The organism is Pseudoalteromonas sp. SK18 (genome assembly GCF_001974855.1).
In the GTDB taxonomy this organism is placed as follows: Bacteria; Pseudomonadota; Gammaproteobacteria; order Enterobacterales; family Alteromonadaceae; genus Pseudoalteromonas.
Genome location: NZ_MTQB01000015.1, coordinates 23,249 through 41,022, shown reverse-complemented (window position 1 = coordinate 41,022; position 17,774 = coordinate 23,249). Strand labels below are relative to the sequence as shown.

General features: G+C 42.3%; 13 protein-coding genes. 6 read left to right on the top strand and 7 right to left on the bottom strand.

Annotated features, from left to right (window positions below):
- Positions 1-6: 6 nt before the first annotated feature.
- Both BW139_RS11990 and BW139_RS11985 read right to left on the bottom strand, forming a co-directional pair.
- Positions 7-669, bottom strand: coding sequence for a response regulator transcription factor (locus BW139_RS11990; RefSeq protein ID WP_008108576.1), 663 nt, complete (start codon positions 667-669; stop codon positions 7-9).
- Between the two features lie 366 nt (positions 670-1,035).
- Positions 1,036-3,324 (bottom strand): TonB-dependent receptor, encoded by a 2,289-nt coding sequence (locus tag BW139_RS11985; protein WP_076919824.1) that lies wholly within the window; start codon positions 3,322-3,324, stop codon positions 1,036-1,038.
- 257 nt (positions 3,325-3,581) lie between these two features.
- On the opposite strand from BW139_RS11985, the gene BW139_RS11980 reads away from it, so the two are divergent.
- The 6 genes from BW139_RS11980 to fusA all read left to right on the top strand — a co-directional run bounded on the left by BW139_RS11980 (position 3,582) and on the right by fusA (position 10,570).
- The gene (locus tag BW139_RS11980; protein WP_008465010.1) at positions 3,582-4,883 is read left to right on the top strand and encodes a GntP family permease; all 1,302 of its coding nucleotides are present in this window, start codon (positions 3,582-3,584) and stop codon (positions 4,881-4,883) included.
- A gap of 9 nt (positions 4,884-4,892) precedes the next feature.
- Positions 4,893-6,074: a homoserine O-acetyltransferase gene (locus BW139_RS11975; RefSeq protein ID WP_076919823.1), complete on the top strand. Its 1,182-nt coding sequence runs from the start codon at positions 4,893-4,895 to the stop codon at positions 6,072-6,074.
- Between the two features lie 4 nt (positions 6,075-6,078).
- Positions 6,079-6,840 carry a 3-hydroxybutyrate dehydrogenase gene (locus BW139_RS11970; protein WP_076919822.1) on the top strand — a complete coding sequence of 254 codons (762 nt, stop codon included), beginning with the start codon at positions 6,079-6,081 and terminating at the stop codon, positions 6,838-6,840.
- A gap of 8 nt (positions 6,841-6,848) precedes the next feature.
- Positions 6,849-7,556 (top strand): CoA transferase subunit A, encoded by a 708-nt coding sequence (locus BW139_RS11965; RefSeq protein ID WP_008108565.1) that lies wholly within the window; start codon positions 6,849-6,851, stop codon positions 7,554-7,556.
- Between the two features lie 13 nt (positions 7,557-7,569).
- Positions 7,570-8,229 (top strand): 3-oxoacid CoA-transferase subunit B, encoded by a 660-nt coding sequence (locus BW139_RS11960; protein ID WP_008108563.1) that lies wholly within the window; start codon positions 7,570-7,572, stop codon positions 8,227-8,229.
- Between the two features lie 256 nt (positions 8,230-8,485).
- On the top strand, positions 8,486-10,570 hold the full coding sequence (gene fusA / locus BW139_RS11955; RefSeq protein ID WP_076919855.1) for an elongation factor G: 2,085 nt from the start codon (positions 8,486-8,488) through the stop codon (positions 10,568-10,570).
- 230 nt (positions 10,571-10,800) lie between these two features.
- Here the strand turns inward: fusA and BW139_RS11950 are convergent, their stop codons facing one another.
- The 5 genes from BW139_RS11950 to BW139_RS11930 form a co-directional block, all read right to left on the bottom strand.
- On the bottom strand, positions 10,801-13,464 hold the full coding sequence (locus BW139_RS11950) for an ExeM/NucH family extracellular endonuclease (protein WP_076919821.1): 2,664 nt from the start codon (positions 13,462-13,464) through the stop codon (positions 10,801-10,803).
- 136 nt (positions 13,465-13,600) lie between these two features.
- The gene (gene hemB, locus BW139_RS11945) at positions 13,601-14,608 is read right to left on the bottom strand and encodes a porphobilinogen synthase (RefSeq protein WP_008108557.1); all 1,008 of its coding nucleotides are present in this window, start codon (positions 14,606-14,608) and stop codon (positions 13,601-13,603) included.
- A 12-nt stretch (positions 14,609-14,620) separates the two neighbouring features.
- A complete protein-coding gene (locus tag BW139_RS11940; protein ID WP_076919820.1) occupies positions 14,621-16,480 on the bottom strand; it encodes a diguanylate cyclase in 1,860 nt (619 codons plus the stop codon).
- The gene (locus BW139_RS11935; protein WP_008465023.1) at positions 16,480-17,265 is read right to left on the bottom strand and encodes a TatD family hydrolase; all 786 of its coding nucleotides are present in this window, start codon (positions 17,263-17,265) and stop codon (positions 16,480-16,482) included. The genes BW139_RS11940 and BW139_RS11935 overlap by 1 nt, the downstream gene beginning before the upstream one ends.
- Positions 17,265-17,774, bottom strand: coding sequence for a hypothetical protein (locus BW139_RS11930; protein WP_076919819.1), 510 nt, complete (start codon positions 17,772-17,774; stop codon positions 17,265-17,267). Before BW139_RS11930 ends, BW139_RS11935 begins: the two co-directional genes overlap by 1 nt.

Sequence of the window (17,774 nt, the reverse complement as noted above, 5' to 3'; positions counted from 1 at the left end):
ACTTTTTTAACTGGTTTCTAATTTACCCACTTGTGATAACTGGTTAAATAAAATGCCTGCTTGGGTGCGGTTATACACATTGAGTTTACGCAAAATGGCCGAGACATGTTGTTTTATGGTGGTTTCTTGAATCGACATTTCAAAGGCAATTTGTTTATTGAGTAGTCCATCAGCAATCATAGCGAGTACACGGTATTGCTGTGGTGTGAGTTTTTCAAGGTTGCGGGCAAAGCTACTTTGCTCGTCGTTAACGATTACATCAGTTAAATCAACATCTGGTGGCAACCAAGAGTCGCCATTAAGTACATGTTCAATGGCTTCACTGATCACATCAAGGGATGATGACTTTGGAATATACCCAGCAGCACCTAAGCTCATGGCTTGCTTTATAATCGTGGGGGTTTCATTAGCCGATACCATAATAATTAATATATCAGGGTATTGATTTCTTAGTTGCGAGAGCGCTTGTAAACCATTGGCGCCTGGAATGGTTAAATCTAAAAATATCAGCTCTATCTCAGGGTGCGATTTTAATAAACTAAATAACCCGTCGATATCACTGGTTTCTTTTATATATTGTTCTGGTACAGAAGTCGCTGCCGCTTGACGTAGCGCACTTCTGAATAAAGGATGGTCATCAGCAATTATGGTATTCACAGCACAAGCCATTTCAAATAGTCTCCAATGCATTAAGTTATATGTGATTTTGTGATGTGAAACAAGGTTTGTCTGTGGGGATAAACAGACAAACCCTAGGGCCTGTTCACCTTTCAAGGTTGAATTTGCAGCAGTCTGTTTGATATTTAGGCAAGGTAGAGCCTATGTCATGTGGTTACTCCACATAAATAGGCGATAACGCAGCATCAATGCCAAACAGGCGCTGCCCTTCGGGTTCTTCCGAGGGGCGATTTACTCTTTGTTGCTCGGTTTTTACTTAGCCCACTAGGTTACAAACCTCGCGCCGCGATTAAAACAGCCCCTAGTTTGAACAAATTTCAATTCGCAAAGGTCAACAGGCCCTAGTGATATTAAATTTTAAAAACGATAGCCCACAGTGAGTGATATTGTGCGAGGGTCGCCGTAATAACCAATTAAGGTATTATCGCCACCAAGGCCTGGCGTATATTTGCTGATATTAGTTGGATCTGAAGGATCAGGAGCTACGAACTGGTAACCGCCAATCATGTATTCTTCATCGGTTAGGTTTTTACCATAAATACCTGCGGTCCAATGGCCATCAGTGCTGTACCACGTTACGCCCATATTGAGAATACCGTAGGCATCTTGAGTCAGTAAGCTGTCTTCTTCGAACAGTGCGTAATCACCACGGTGATAGTAATTACCGTTCATAACGAAGTCGCCCATTTCTGTGTATAAACGATAAGTAGCGCTCAAGTTGAAAGTTAGATCTGGGGTGTTTGAAACACTAAAACGGTCTGATTTATCAAATATTTCACCGGTATCTGGATTGGTATCAATCACGTTTTCAAAACTACTGTCGATGTAACCAATTGACGCGTCAAAGGTTAGGGCATCGCTTGCAACATAGCTAAGTTCTAATTCAACGCCATCAGACTTAGATTCGCCAATATTGCCTAAACGCTGGTTTAAATCGGCAGCACTGTCACCGGGTAATACCGAAATATACTGGCGGTCTTTATGATCAAGTGTGAAGACGGTTAAGTTTGCGCGTAAATTATCATTCCATTCGCTTTTCATACCTAACTCGAATGAGTCAACAATTTCAGGATTTGCAGCTTTTTCTGGACCACTTGCGCGCGGGTTAAATGTGCCCGATTTAAAGCCTTGTGAGTAACTAGCAAAAAACATAATGTCGTTATTGTATTGGTATTCCACACCGGCACGAGGCGTAAAACGTGACCAGTCTTCACTGTCATCAAGTACAGTAGGCACTAATTGTCCCTCAGGGCGAACATAGCCCGGAACCCAGCCTGATTCAGGGTAAACAATGTCAAAAATAAGACCATTATTTACAATCGCTTCTTTGCTGTCTTTGGTATAGCGCGCGCCAAGGGTCATTGACCATTTATCATCAAAGTCATAGCTTCCTTGTATGTATGCTGCTTTACTAGTTGAGTTACTACAGCCACTCACTTCACGGGTAAGGCCTGGCGCCCCTAAGCTTTGACCAAGCACACCCAGTACAGCTTCAAACTGCCCACATGACTCACCATCATAATAATAAAGCCCTGATACCAGCTTATAGTTATCACCGCTATGATTTAATTGTAACTCGTGAGTGGTTTGTTCATCGTCATAAATGGCTGGAACATCAAAAATAGGCAAAGAGGTATTATCAAAGTCGATATTGGTTGGTGAATAGCTTTCTCTTGTTGCTGCAACGTATTTAATACTGGTGTTTGCACTCATATCCCAGCGAGCAGTTAAGCTCATACCTTCAAGCTCTACTTTGTTCCATGTAGGTAAACTAGTATAAGAGTCATACACGCTATCTGGCACAGGTGCATTCGTTAATATGCTTGGAAGTAAGCGATACCCGCCTTTGGCGTTAGAGTCATCATCGGTTTTATCCCACGCGAAGCGAAAGAATAAGTCATCGGTTGGGGTGTACTCTAGCGTAACCCGTGCAGCGGTAACATTTTTGTTGTAGTTTTCGCGGTCTTGATTATCAAGCGCTGACGTTAAAAATTCACCATAGCCATCTCTATTGAGTGTGGCAAAACCAAAACCCACATAGAGTTTTTCATCAATAAGCGGCAGTTGACCAGTGACTTTTAAATCTTTTTGACTGTAGCTGCCTACGGTGCCTTGAATATTTAGCGTTGCATCACCGCTCATTTCTTTGGTGACATATTTTACTGCACCACCAATGGTGTTTTTGCCATACAGGGTACCTTGCGGACCGCGTAACACTTCAATTTGTTGTACATCTAATAAGTCGAGTACGGCACCTTGCGGGCGGGCGATATATACGTCATCAATGTAAATACCTACACCGGGTTCATAACCCCAAAGCGGGTCTTGTTGACCTACACCGCGAATAAACGCAGTGATGGTAGAGTTAGTACCTCGGCTTGATTGTAGCGTGGTGTTGGGCGAAAACTGCTGTACCTCGGTCATCACGCTAATGCCGTTTTCTGCTAATTCTTGTGCACCGATTGAAGTCACGGCGACCGGAACTTCTTGTAAGTTTTCAACGGTTTTACGAGCGGTTACTTCAATGCGTTCTAATTCACCTTTTTTGGCGACTACGGCTTGTTCAGCACTGATGCTGTTGGCACTAAATAAGGCGAGTGAAACGGCTAATGTGACCGGTGTGATACTTTGTTTGAGCTTTATCATGGTGTGTTCCTGTTGTTATTAGTTAATTATGTTTTTGCTCATGTCACCTGTATTCACTGTAGAAGATAGTGTTAAAAAATGAATTAGTACCATAGTGCTATATGTTTTTAACACCTTGACTTATATTGGTTTTAAGCCAAATTTAAAGCGTGTAGTACCTTAGTGTTATGTCTTTATTTAATATTAACCGTAACACTTAAAGGTACTTACTGCGATGTCACCTCATCTGGGTAATAACAATAATTATAGGAATGTCTATGCTGAGCATGATAGGGCTGTTAGGCGGTTTAATACTGCTGATAATTTTAACTTTGCGTGGGGTCAATTTATTTATTGCCGCGCCAATCTGTGCGCTGTTGGTCGCGTTAACTAGCGGGATGGCTATATTCCCAGTGACTGCCGACAGTAACTTTATTAACGCGTATATGGATGGCTTTGCTGGGTTTTTAAGTGCATGGTTTTTTATGTTTTTACTGGGCTCGTTGTTCGGTAAATTTATGGAAGATACAGGCGCAGCAGACAGCGTAGCCAGTTACATTGTTGGCAAACTAGGCATGAAACATGCGGTACTGGCTGTGGTGATTGCTTGTGCCGTGCTGACTTATGGCGGAGTCAGTGTATTTATTGTGGCGTTTTCGGTTTACCCGATGGCGCTCAGTTTATTTAAAGACGCCGATTTGCCGCGGCGCTTTATACCCGCAACATTAGCGTTTGGCTCAGTGACATTCACTATGACCTCTGCGGGCTCGCCTGAAATTCAAAATTGGATCCCGGTAAAGCATTTAGGTACCTCACCTTATGCTGCATGGGAGGTAAGCTTAGTGGTGGCCATTTTTATGGCGACAGTCGGCTACTTTTGGCTAAATAAAATGATTAAAAAGGCGGTTGCCAAAGGTGAACGCTTTGATGCCAGAGACGATGATCCGGTTATTTTAGAGCGTGAACGCCCCCACCCAATCACCGGCGTAATTCCTTTGCTGGTGGTGCTACTCTTATCATTTATGTTGCATGATGTTTTACAGCAAACCGCGCTAATTGTGGCGTTGCTTGGCGGTGTTTTAAGTATTGTGGTCATTAATTATAAGTATTTTCATAACATGGCAAATGCTATCAATATGGGTACAACTGGTGCATTAGTGGCAATAGGTAACACTGCTGCTGTAGTCGGGTTTGGCGCAGTAGCTAAAGTATCACCGGCGTTTATTGCTGCTGTTGACGCTATGACTCATATGCCAGGTAATGAGCTGGTGGGGGCTGCTGTTGCCGTGAGCGTCATTGCTGGATTAACGGGGTCTGCATCCGGCGGACAAGCGATTGCATTACCCCTTGTGGCTCCTGGATATTTGGACATGGGGGTTAATCCAGAGCAATTACATCGAGTGGTTGCTATTAGTTCTGGTGCATTAGATAGCCTGCCACACAATGGCTATGTAGTTACAACCATACGTGCCATTTGTAAAGAAACACATCAACGCGCTTATTGGCCATTAGCTGCACTGACCGTGATTATTCCATTGGTTGGGGTCGCACTTGCACTAAGCTTATTTATCACTTTTTAAGGAATCGCAATGAAAACAATATTAATAATAGGATTGCTGGTTTTATTTAGTAGTACAGTATTTGGTGCTGATAAAGCAGAGCCGTTACTAGTAGAAAAGCAACATTTCACCACAGAAAACTTTACCACCGTCTCGGGTACAACGTTGCAGCAGGTTGATATTGGTTGGGAAAGCTATGGTGAGCTTAATAAGGCCAAAGATAATGTAATTCTGATCACTCATTACTTTTCAGGAACCTCTCATGCAGCAGGTAAATATGCAGCTGATGACGCGGTAGCTGGCTATTGGGATGCATTAATTGGCCCAGGAAAAGCCATAGATACTAACAAGTATTTTGTGATCAGCTCTGACACCTTAGTCAATGCCAACTGGCATGATGAAAATGTCATCACCACAGGCCCAGCGTCAACTAATCCCAAAACAGGTAAACCATATGGTTTAGATTTTCCTGTGGTTACGATTACTGACTTTGTGAATGTGCAAAAGCGTTTACTCGAAAGTCTAGGTATCACTAAGTTACATGCCGTGATGGGCGCATCAATGGGGTCGTTTCAAGCTCTTGAGTGGGCAACGCGTTACCCAGATAAAGTAGAGCGATTAATTCATGTGATTGGCGCTGCAAAAATGGATGCATGGACAGTCGCTGCCCTTGAAAAGTGGGCATTGCCAATTCGGTTAGATAAAAACTGGCAGCAAGGTAATTACTATGGCAAGGAGCGCCCATTAGATGGACTTGCCGCCACCATGCTTAATATTACCCAAGATGCGATGCATCCTATTATTTACAACGCCAGTTTTGCTGATTTTAATGTGCATGATGATGGTGCACTTAAAGATATTCGCACTTTGCCTAAGCTTAGCCAAACACTGGCACAGCGTGCTATGGCGCGTGCTAAAACTCAAGATGCAAACCATGTGCTGTATTTAGTACGGGCATCGCAACTATTTACTGCCGGTATGGAGCAAGACCTAAGCACAGCATTAAAAAAAGTGACAGCGAAGACATTGTTACTTCCCGCAACTAACGACCTGCTGTTACGCCCTGAAAATATGCGTACTGTATATGAGTCAATGAAGACGCTAGGAAAAGACGTTCAGTTTTCTGAAATTGAAGGCGGTTGGGGACATTTGGATGGCATTTTTTCAATCTTGCCTAAAGCACAGTTGATCAGTGAGTTTTTAGAGGAATAGCAGTATGAGTCAAAACGTATTAATCACCGGTGCGGCAAGTGGAATAGGATTTTATATTGCCGAGCAGTTAGCGCGAGCAGGGCATACTATTATTGTTACAGACCTTAATGAGCAACAGGCTCAACAAGCAGCGCAAAAAATAGTTAATCAGGGCGGTAACGCTCATGGTTACGCACTTAATGTGGCTGATAGCCAAGCGATTGAAGACTTTTTTAGCACCTTTACGCAACCTGTTGATGTATTAATTAATAATGCAGGGATACAACATGTAGCTAAATTAGAAGACTTTCCTGCAGATAAGTGGCTGCTTTTACAGCAAGTGATGTTGGTAGGCCCCGCAATGATGAGTAAAGCGGTATTGCCGCGTATGCGTGAGCAAAACTTTGGTCGAATCATTAATATTGGTTCTATTCACGCTATGGTGGCTTCTAAATATAAGTCTGCTTATATTGCAGCAAAGCATGGCTTAATTGGCTTCACGAAAACCATGGCGCTTGAAACAGGGGATGCCAATATCACTATAAATACCGTTTGCCCCGCTTATGTGAAAACGCCTTTGGTTGAACAGCAAATTGCGTCGCAGGCAAAAGAGCATGGCATTTCAGAGCAGCAAGTAATCGACACGATTATGTTAGCACCCATGCCAAAAAAGGCGTTTATAGGGCTTGATGAAATACACCATACCGTGACATTTTTAATGGCAGATGCCGCACGAAATATTACCGCTCAAGCGATCGCCATTGATGGCGGCTGGACAGCACAATAGGGGTTATTATGGCAGGTTTTGATAAAGTAGTAACAAGCTACAGTGAAGCAATGGCAGGGCTTGAAGACGGGATGACTATTATTGCTGGTGGTTTTGGTTTATGTGGTATTCCTGAGGGATTAATTGCACAGATTAAGCGCCAAGGCACCCGAGACTTAACCTTAGTGTCGAACAACTGTGGTGTTGATGGCTTTGGATTAGGGTTGTTACTTGAAGACAAGCAAATTAGTAAAATGATTGCCTCGTATGTGGGCGAAAATGGGTTATTTGAGCAGCAGTTACTGAATGGTGAGTTAGATGTTGAATTGACGCCACAAGGAACATTAGCAGAAAAAATGCGTGCTGGTGGTGCGGGCATTCCTGCCTTTTATACGGCAACAGGTGTAGGTACGCCCGTTGCCGAAGGCAAAGAAACACGTAATATTAACGGCCGTGATTATTTACTTGAGCCGAGTATTACCGGTGATTTTGCTATTGTGAAAGCGTGGAAAGCGGATCGTTATGGAAATTGTATTTATCGTCATACAGCGATGAACTTTAATCCAATGGCCGCAACCGCAGGTAAAATAACCGTGCTCGAAGTTGAAGAAATTGTTGAGCCAGGTGAGCTTGAACCAAGCCAAATTCATACGCCCGGTATTTATATTGACCGTGTTATTAAAGGTGAATTTGAAAAGCGGATTGAAAAAATCACAACGCAACCGGCAAAGCTTTAAGGAGCACATAGTTATGGCATTAACACGTGAACAAATCGCTAAACGTGTCGCGATGGAACTCGAAGATGGGTATTACGTTAATTTAGGGATTGGTATTCCAACGCTGGTGGCAAACTATGTGCCTAAAGGCATTGAAGTTATGCTGCAATCGGAAAATGGCTTATTGGGCATGGGCCCATATCCACACGCTGACTCAGTGGATGCGGATATGATCAACGCGGGGAAAGAAACGGTAACTGCAGCTACGGGTGCCGCTATTTTTAATTCTGCAGAAAGCTTTGCCATGATCCGCGGTGGGCATGTTGATTTAACTGTTTTAGGTGCTTTTGAAGTGGATCAAAATGGCAACATCGCTAGTTGGATGATCCCCAATAAGCTGGTTAAAGGTATGGGCGGAGCGATGGATTTAGTGGCTGGGGCAAAAAATATTATTTGCACTATGACCCATGCAAACAAGCATGGTGAGTCAAAACTATTAAGTGAGTGCAGCCTGCCACTAACTGGTGTTGCCTGTATCAATAAGGTAATTACGGATTTGGCTTTGTTAGAAATTAAAGACGGTGCTTTTCATTTGTTAGAATGCGCACCAGGGGTGAGTGTTGATGAAATCAAAGCCAAAACTGCGGGTAATTTAGTAATTAGCGATAAGGTCAAAACCATGAGTTTTGAGTAATATTACTAACGATTTACATGGAGCAAAATAATTGTGTTTGCTTCATGTCATCATCCGATTGTGCTTTTAATACCTAACAATAAGGCTTATAAAGACTTAAGCAGTTTAAAACAGGTCTCATTCATACCTCAAAATATCTTTAAAGCAAGTTTTTTATAAATTGATTGCATTTTAAGCGACTTCTATGGTGATGTTCGCTTTAAGTGATGTTATACTCCCGCCGAATAATTTATCGACTTTATTAAGAGTAAAATTAATGGCAGATTTATCGAAGTACAGAAACATTGGTATTTTCGCGCACGTTGATGCGGGTAAAACCACAACTACTGAGCGTATCCTAAAGCTTACAGGTACTATCCACAAAACAGGTGAGGTTCATGATGGTGAATCGACTACCGATTTCATGGATCAAGAAGCTGAGCGCGGTATTACTATCCAGTCTGCGGCAGTAAGCTGTTTCTGGAAAGATCACCGTTTTAACGTTATCGATACTCCTGGACACGTTGACTTCACCGTTGAAGTTTACCGTTCACTTAAAGTATTAGATGGCGGTGTGGGTGTATTCTGTGGTTCTGGTGGTGTTGAGCCACAATCAGAAACTAACTGGCGCTACGCGAATGAGTCAGGTGTTGCACGTATCATCTTCGTAAACAAATTAGACCGTATGGGTGCTGATTTTTTCCGTGTAACAGCGCAAGTACAAAAAGTACTTGGTGCTACTCCACTTATCATGACTTTACCAATCGGTATCGAAGATGAGTTCTGTGGTGTTGTTGATGTTTTAACTAAAAAAGCATACATCTGGGATGAGACAGGTCTTCCAGAAAACTACACAATCGAAGACGTTCCTGCAGACATGGTAGAGAAAACTGATGAATACCATGAAATGCTTATCGAAACTGCTGTAGAGCAAGACGATGACCTAATGGAAGCGTACATGGAAGGTGAAATCCCTTCTTTAGAAGACATCAAGCGTTGTATCCGTAAAGGTACTCGTGACCTTGCGTTCTTCCCTACATTCTGTGGTTCTGCATTCAAAAACAAAGGTATGCAACTTGTACTTGACGCAGTAGTAGATTACCTACCTGCTCCTACAGAAGTTGATCCTCAACCTCTTATGGATGAAGAAGGTAACGAAAACGGCGAGCATGCAATCGTATCTGCTGACGAACCTTTCAAAGCGTTAGCATTTAAGATCATGGATGACCGTTTCGGTGCATTAACATTCGTACGTATCTACTCTGGTGTGCTTAACAAGGGTGACACTATCCTTAATGCATTTACTGGTAAAACTGAGCGTGTTGGCCGTATGGTTGAGATGCAAGCAGATGAGCGTAAAGAGCTTACTTCAGCACAAGCGGGCGATATCATCGCTATCGTTGGTATGAAGAACGTGCAAACTGGTCACACTCTTTGTGATCCTAAGCACCCAGTAACACTTGAGCCAATGGTATTCCCAACTCCAGTAATCTCGATTGCTGTACAGCCTAAAGATAAAGGCGGTAATGAGAAAATGGGTGTTGCTATCGGTAAAATGGTTGCAGAAGATCCATCTTTCCAAGTTGAGACAGATGAAGATTCAGGTGAGACTATCCTTAAAGGGATGGGTGAGCTTCACTTAGATATCAAAGTAGATATCCTTAAGCGTACTTACGGTGTAGACCTTATCGTTGGTCAACCACAGGTTGCTTACCGTGAAACTATCACTCGTGAAATCGAAGATAGCTACACGCATAAGAAACAATCTGGTGGTTCTGGTCAGTTCGGTAAAATCGATTACCGCATCAAGCCAGGCGAAGTTGCTTCAGGCTTCACGTTTAAATCATCAGTTGTTGGTGGTAACGTACCTAAAGAATTCTGGCCTGCAGTTGAGAAAGGCTTTAAGTCAATGATGAACGAAGGTGTTCTAGCTGGCTTCCCAGTACTTGACGTTGAAGTTGAGCTTTTCGACGGTGGCTTCCACGCCGTGGATTCATCTGCAATTGCTTTCGAAATCGCTGCTAAAGGCGCTTTCCGTCAATCGATCCCTAAAGCGGGTGCACAACTTCTTGAGCCAATCATGAAAGTTGACGTGTTCACGCCAGAAGATCACGTAGGTGACGTAATCGGCGACCTTAACCGTCGTCGTGGTATGCTTAGCGACCAAGAAGCTGGTTTAACTGGTGTTCGCATCAAGGCAGACGTACCGTTATCAGAAATGTTCGGTTACATCGGTTCACTACGTACAATGACATCAGGTCGTGGTCAGTTCTCTATGGAGTTCTCACACTACGCACCATGTCCACAAAACGTAGCTGACACTGTAATCGCTGCAGAAAAAGAGAAAAAAGCTGCTAAGTAATTAGCACTTTAATTCTTTAAAAAAACCCGCACGTGTTGCGGGTTTTTTATTGTCGGAAGTTTGAAAGCAGGTGAATACTATTAATACCAACCCGCAATAAGACTTAATCATTTTGAGGGGTTAAATCAGACGCTAGCTGCGTTAAAAACTTCTCATTTAAAACAAGTATTTTCATTGTTTATATTAAAAAAGCCGCTAGTGCGGCTTTTTTATGTTGATAGCAATGAATATTAATCTACGTACTTGATTGCTTTATAAGTGAGTTTTACATTACCAAAGGGTAAAAAGCCATTAACGCGGACTTTCCATTTACCTTCTTTTGGATTGGTAAATGTACAGTTTTCTGCGTTTCCTCTGCTTATAGATGCACAGTCATTCTTAAACAAAGTAGGGCTTCTTTTATGACTAACAAATAAATTTGCATCGCCCCAGCCACCGTCTAGGCTAATGGTGAGTTCGTCATAACCTTCAGGGATATCAATGCGGTAGTTTTTCCACCAAAACCAGCCACGAATATTATCAATTTCACCGGTGAGCACTTCAGGCTCTGGTGGTGCAATTACGGTTGAGCGAATATCGACAATAACAGGGTCATGATCTGAGGCTCTGTAAGGCCCTTGAGCATACAAGCTTGATTGCTGAACGTCAGATTTAAACTCAACATTATAATCAAGCGAGATAGGCTCATCGGCATTAATATGCCAATCACTGGCGCTCACTACTTTACTTAATAAACTCGGACTTGCTAGGGCATGATCTAAACTACCCGCTCGGCCAGAAAAGCTATAAGAATAACCCAAGGTGTTGCCATCTAGCTCAGCGACCACATTTTTTAGGCCTTTATCAGCAAATGCACGGATAGGATCTTCCATTGCATACGCGTTCATGTCGCCAACAAGAATGATATCTTCATCATCAACTCCTGTTGGTTTGCTATTTAGCCAATCAGCAAATGCATTTGCGCCAGCAGTTCGAATTTCATTCCAACATGCTTGGCCGTCATTTTGATCAGCGTTGCCACCAGTTGCACTTCTACAGCCACCTTTAGACTTTAGGTGAGCTACGGCAACAGTAAACACTTCCTCTGTTTCTATAGACTTAAAGCTTTGCGCAATAGGTGCGCGATTGCTGTAGTCAAAAGGCGCGTCGGTAGTGATTGCTGCATTCCCCACTTGCTGCACTTTATCAGCACGGTAAATAAGCGCAGTAGTGATAGCGTCGGTGCCTACTTGATCAACACCAAAATCTACGAATGCATATTGATTTTGACTATCGGCGTCATTAAGTGCATTTACCAAGCTTGCAACAGCACTAAATTCGCCAAAACCGTCATTTTCAATTTCCATTAAGCCAATGACATCCGCTTGCATAGCACTGATAGCACTGACCAGTTTTGCCTGTTGACGAATTAACTCAGCTTCTGAATCAGCACCACGGCTAGTTGGAAAACCGCCACCTTGACCATCACCATTAAAGTAATTAAGTACGTTAAAGCTTGCTACACGTAAATCAGCGTCAGGGTTTAACTCTGGTGCATCAGTGCGTGGATTGGTTGCTACAAACTGGGGTGTTACCGTTGGGTGAATGCGATAAGTACTAAAGCTGTAAGCTAGCGCACCTGTTACAGAATTTACTGTATCGCCAGTACGCAGGGTATTCTCTGCTGATAACCCTGGAACAGGATAAGCGATAGGATCGCGATTTTGGCGAGTTGAACCATCATCGAGGAGTATTTTTTTAGTTAGATTTTGCGCTTCAACTGCATTCGCAGCTGCGCCAGGAAGTGCAACTTGAGTACCTTGATATAAACGTTCAGTGGCAAGTTCTAGTTCTCCATAGCGACCTAAACCATAATTGTTAGTAACAATAAGTGGCTGCTCTAAGGTAACCAGCATACCTTCAAACGCCTCTAATTCAGTGGGCTCGGTAACGGGTAAAGTGATTTTAGTCGGGTAAGCTGAAAGACCAGTATCACAAATAGCAACTTGACTTACATTGCCAATTTGGGTGGCATCAAAGTATTCTTCAACAGTACCTTGCACGCGAACATGGTCGCCAACATTAACATCAGTATTGGTAAAATAAACAAATACCCCTTCAGAAGTAAGTGGGTTTGCATCCTCATCATAACGAAGTGAGCTAACAAAAAAGCCTTTGAGCTGGTCATCTGCTTGGAAATCAGCCGTCACAACGCCTTCAAATTCAACCACAGTGTTAACCAATGGGCTGCTTGCGCCTTCGCCTTGAATGCTGCTAATTAATGTTTTATCAGCGCCACATAATAAAGGATCTTCAGGTTCTGGCTCTGGTTCAGGATCTGGATTAGGTGAAGAATTTCCTGCAAATATGCCTAAATCACTAAAGTCATCTTGCTCAAATTGCAGCCATTGTTCGCTTGGATTAAAACTGCCATCTGCGTCACTACGTCCGTTTAACTCAGTTTCTTTGCGGCGCAATGTTTTATTTTGTGTTTGTACACCACCTTCAGACCAAAATGAACCAGGGTCTACGCCACGTTGGCCAAAGCTGTCAATAATTACTGAGCCTTGAGTCAATACTAGTGCATCATCGCCATTAAAGTTTGTTACTGCGCTGAGTTGGTCAGCTTTTTCTTTTAGCTCTGCTGAGGCATTACCATTAACAATAACGTAGGTGCTGTTTGCAGCAAGTTCGCCAGTTAAATCGAAGGTATTATTTGCCTCTGTATTGCCATTTGAATAGAGACTGAGGGTATAGCCATCTAATGACAAAGGAGTTGTCGAATTATTAAATAGTTCTACTGCTTTATTATAGCTACTGCCTTCTACGTACTCAGATATAACGAGGTTAGCGGTAGCGGGTGCACTGAGGCTTGCTAATACAAGCGCCAATGGCGTTATTTTTGTTTTTAACATTATTATTTTTCCCGTGTATTTGTTTCCCAAATGGGACGCTTAGTGTAAGGAAAAATGATTACAAATAGAATACAGAATGTTAATAATATAAATATAAAAAAGGGCAATAAAGCCCTTTTATATCAATATACTTTTATCACTTATTTAGATAGCGAGCAGCTTGCTTAGCAAAGTAAGTCAGAATGCCGTCTGCACCAGCACGCTTAAATGCTAATAAAGATTCCATTATGGTTGCTTCTTCGCTCAGCCAGCCATTATCAATAGCGGCTTTATGCATCGCGTATTCGCCACTTACTTGATAAGCAAATGTTGGTACACCAAACTCATCTTTAACGCGACGTACAATATCTAAATAAGGCATACCTGGCTTAACCATGACCATATCGGCACCTTCTTGAAGGTCAAGTGCGACTTCACGAATTGCTTCATCAGAGTTGGCAGGATCCATTTGATACGTTTTTTTGTCAGCGCCTTTTAAGTTACCCGCAGATCCTACGGCATCTCTAAATGGACCATAGTAGCTTGACGCATATTTTGCTGAATAGGCCATAATGCGAGTATGAATAAAACCATCGGCTTCAAGAGCTTCACGAATTGCACCAATACGCCCATCCATCATGTCTGATGGGGCAACAACATCAGCACCTGCATGTGCATGTGATAGCGCCTGCTTAACTAAAATTTCGGTAGTGACGTCGTTAATCACATAACCTGCATCATCAATAATGCCGTCTTGACCATGCACTGTGAATGGGTCAAGTGCAACATCGGTGATCACGCCAAGCTCTGGGAAGGTTTCTTTTAATGCGCGTACAGTTCTTTGTGCCAAGCCGTCATCGTTATAGGCTTCTTCAGCGAGTAGAGATTTTTTATCTGCTGGGGTAACAGGAAAAATAGCGAGCGCAGGCACACCTAAATCAACTAACTCTTTGGCTTCTTCAAGCAGCAGATCAATCGATAAACGTTCGATACCAGGCATAGATTCAATGCTTTCACGACGATTTTTACCTTCAAGAACAAAAACAGGATAAATAAGATCATTAACACTCAGCTGATTTTCAGCCATAAGGCGACGAGAGAAATCATTACGGCGCATTCTACGCATGCGAGTATATGGGAAAAGGTCTAGTCCAGATTGGGCCATAAGTATACGCTCCTACTGTGGGGTTGAAAAATTAACCACTTGATTGCGGCCATGTTGTTTTGCTAAATAAAGTGCCTTATCGGCATAATCAGTAAATAGTTCAGGGTTATGGGTATCATCGGCAATTTGAGTATAAACACCGGCACTAATAGTAAACTCAATAATAGTGCCTGCTACATTCACAGTCTTATTTTCTATTGCCAGGCGTGTTTGCTCTGCAATGTTCATTGCACCTTGGTTATCAGTATTAGGTAGCAAAATGACAAACTCTTCACCACCATAACGCGCTACTTCATCAAGTGGGCGCTTAAGCTGTTGTTTAATGGTATCAGACACCGCTCTGATGACTTGATCGCCGGTTAAGTGACCATATTTATCGTTAATTGATTTAAATTTGTCGATATCTAGCATAATAATACTTAATGGCGTTTGCTCACGGCGTGAACGACGAATTTCCATAATTAGTTTTTTATCGAAAAAGCGTCTATTTTTAATGCCAGTTAGGGCATCTTCCATATTAAGTTGTTCAAGCTCATGGTTTTTATCTTCAAGTTCTCTCAGTGTGACCTGTAACTCAAAGGTGCGTTCATCTACTTGGCTTTCAAGTTCTTGGCGGGTACGCTCTTGTAATTCAATGCGCTCATTTAACAACGCGTCTTGTGCGGCGCTTTGTGCAATTAATGCTTGCTGTGCTGTTACTTGCTCATCGCGTTGTAATATAAATAATTTTATGACGGTATAGCTTAGGCAAAATGAACACCCTAAAGAAGCTAAAAAGGTAAGCATTAAACTCGCTCTAGTGACGGTATAAAAGCCTGTTAACGCAACGGAAAAATGGATGACCACAATTAAAAAGAACCCAAGTGCCATGAGTAGAGATTTATTGGGACTCGTGGGATTTTTACGCAGATAAAATAATGTTGTGGCAACATGATAACTTAAAATGACAGGGATGCTTAAAATAGCAAATAAAGCTACGCTGGGAGTGGGGAGTAACCAAATAAGTATAATAATTAATGCGTATAGTGCGGTGATTATTGTTTGCCCTTTTAGTAAGTTAGACTCAATAGCTGTGCAAACATGGCGTTGTAAAGGAAGAAACGATACCGTGATCAGCATCAGCAAAATAGGCAGCACTAACTGTTGGAGGTTTGCTATGCTGGAGGGCGCATAACGAAATCCAAACCCGCCTAAGTAAGCTAAAAATAAGCTGAGCATCAGCGTAATCACACCGGCATAAGCAAAGTAATGCTTTCGGGAAAATGCGAATAAGACCAGACTACTCACTGCTAAAGAAAAAACAAAGCCAATTAATAATCCATAAAGTAAATTCACCATACTTTTATAGGCCAATAGTGAGTCTTGCTGCCACAGTGTTAAGGGGACGCGTAGCCCGATACCTGCATCATTATTAACGTTAAGGTACACCGTAGTTTCACTGTTAGCGGGAAGAGTTAGTTTGACTAGCAAAGACTCGCTCGCTATCACTCTTTGTGAAAGTGCATGCGTATCACCAATATGAGTTGATGTGAGTAGCTCATCCTCCATAAAATGAGCAAAGTAAACATCGTTTAATAGAGGGTTGTCTAGTGAGAGTAAGGGCATTAGCGGCTGCGCTAACTGGTTTGTAATCTTAAATTGAATCCATACAGGTCGAGACTCAAGGCCTAAATTAAGTGGCTTATCATTAAGTAGCAGCCATTCTTGTAAATTACTTTGTCGTGCATCTTCTAATGAGGTAGGAGTAAACGAATAATGAATAGACTCTATTTTTTTTGAATTAAATTCACTATTTATCTCGATTGCACTTGCAGGGAAACAGGATGCATAAAACACCAAAATGAATACCAGCAAAGCGCAAAAGGGTCGCATTACTTTTTCTCTAATCCAAATAAGTGATTAAAGTTTTCACTCGTATATTTTGCCACGTCAGATGCAGGGATGCCATAAAGCTGAGCAAGGGTATCACAAACATAATGAAGTAATGCTGGCTCATTACGTCTTGATTTTGGTTTAGGTTTAACAGTGCGGGGGATTAAAAAGGGTGCATCGGTTTCAATTAATAAGCGCTCAATTGGGATGCTGGGGATCAGCTGTTGTAATTCTTTGCCACGTCGCTCATCGCACACCCAGCCAGTAATACCAATATAAAGACCTAGTTTTAAGTAACCTGCAAGCGCTTGCGCATCACCGGTAAAACAGTGTAGTACACCGCGTACAGTAAACTCATTTAAAATAGAGAGCATGTCGTCACTGGCATCGCGTTCGTGTAAGTAAACCGGCAGGTTTAGCTTTTCGGCTAATGCGAGCTGACGACGAAACACAGCACGCTGCACATCTCTTGGAGAAAAGTCGCGATTGTAATCTAGGCCGCATTCACCAATGGCAATAACCGGCGCACTTTGTGCGAGCTTAGTGAGTTGTTGCTCAAGTTCAGAGGTTGCTGTTTTTGCATCATGGGGGTGGATACCTGCGCTAGCATATTGGCCATAGCGTGCAGCAAGTGCTAATGATTCTTCACTTGAACTTATATCGCAGCCAATAATTAGCATATGTTTAACGCCAGCCTCTTTTGCTCTAGCGAGCACCTCTTGATGCTGACCATCAAATTGATGATTAGTTAAATTTACGCCAGCATCAATCAACGTGTATTGCATTACTGAGTGCGCTTTACACGAATTGAGCGGTTTTGATCTGCTTTTTTAAGTAAAAAAGAATTAAATACACCGCGACTAATAATAACGGTATCGCCTTTGTCTAATCTTAAGCTATCTGAGCCAATTTGACGCCACTGCTGATTGTTCTCTAAAGTAATAATTAGCTCACCATAGGGTGCTTTTTCAACATTAGCTATTATTGATGAAATTGCTTCTTCGCTATTTTCCGCAATGTTTTTATGCTCTAAACCAAACTCTTTTGCTTTGGTGGCCACAGGGGCTGTTGCAGCTGGAGTTTCAGCTTTTACATTTGTTTGCGCCGACTTGCTTAGCTGGCTTTGTGCTGGTTGTGTTAATGACTTTCCTGCAATGGTATTGTCATAACATAGTAAACGATTAAAGTCGTTTTCAATAAAACTACAGGCTTGTAATGCTTGCTCGTTAATAGGAGTAGCAGCTAAAGCCGGTACGCTGGCTAAAGCGAGTAAAGAAAGTAAATGCTTGTTCAT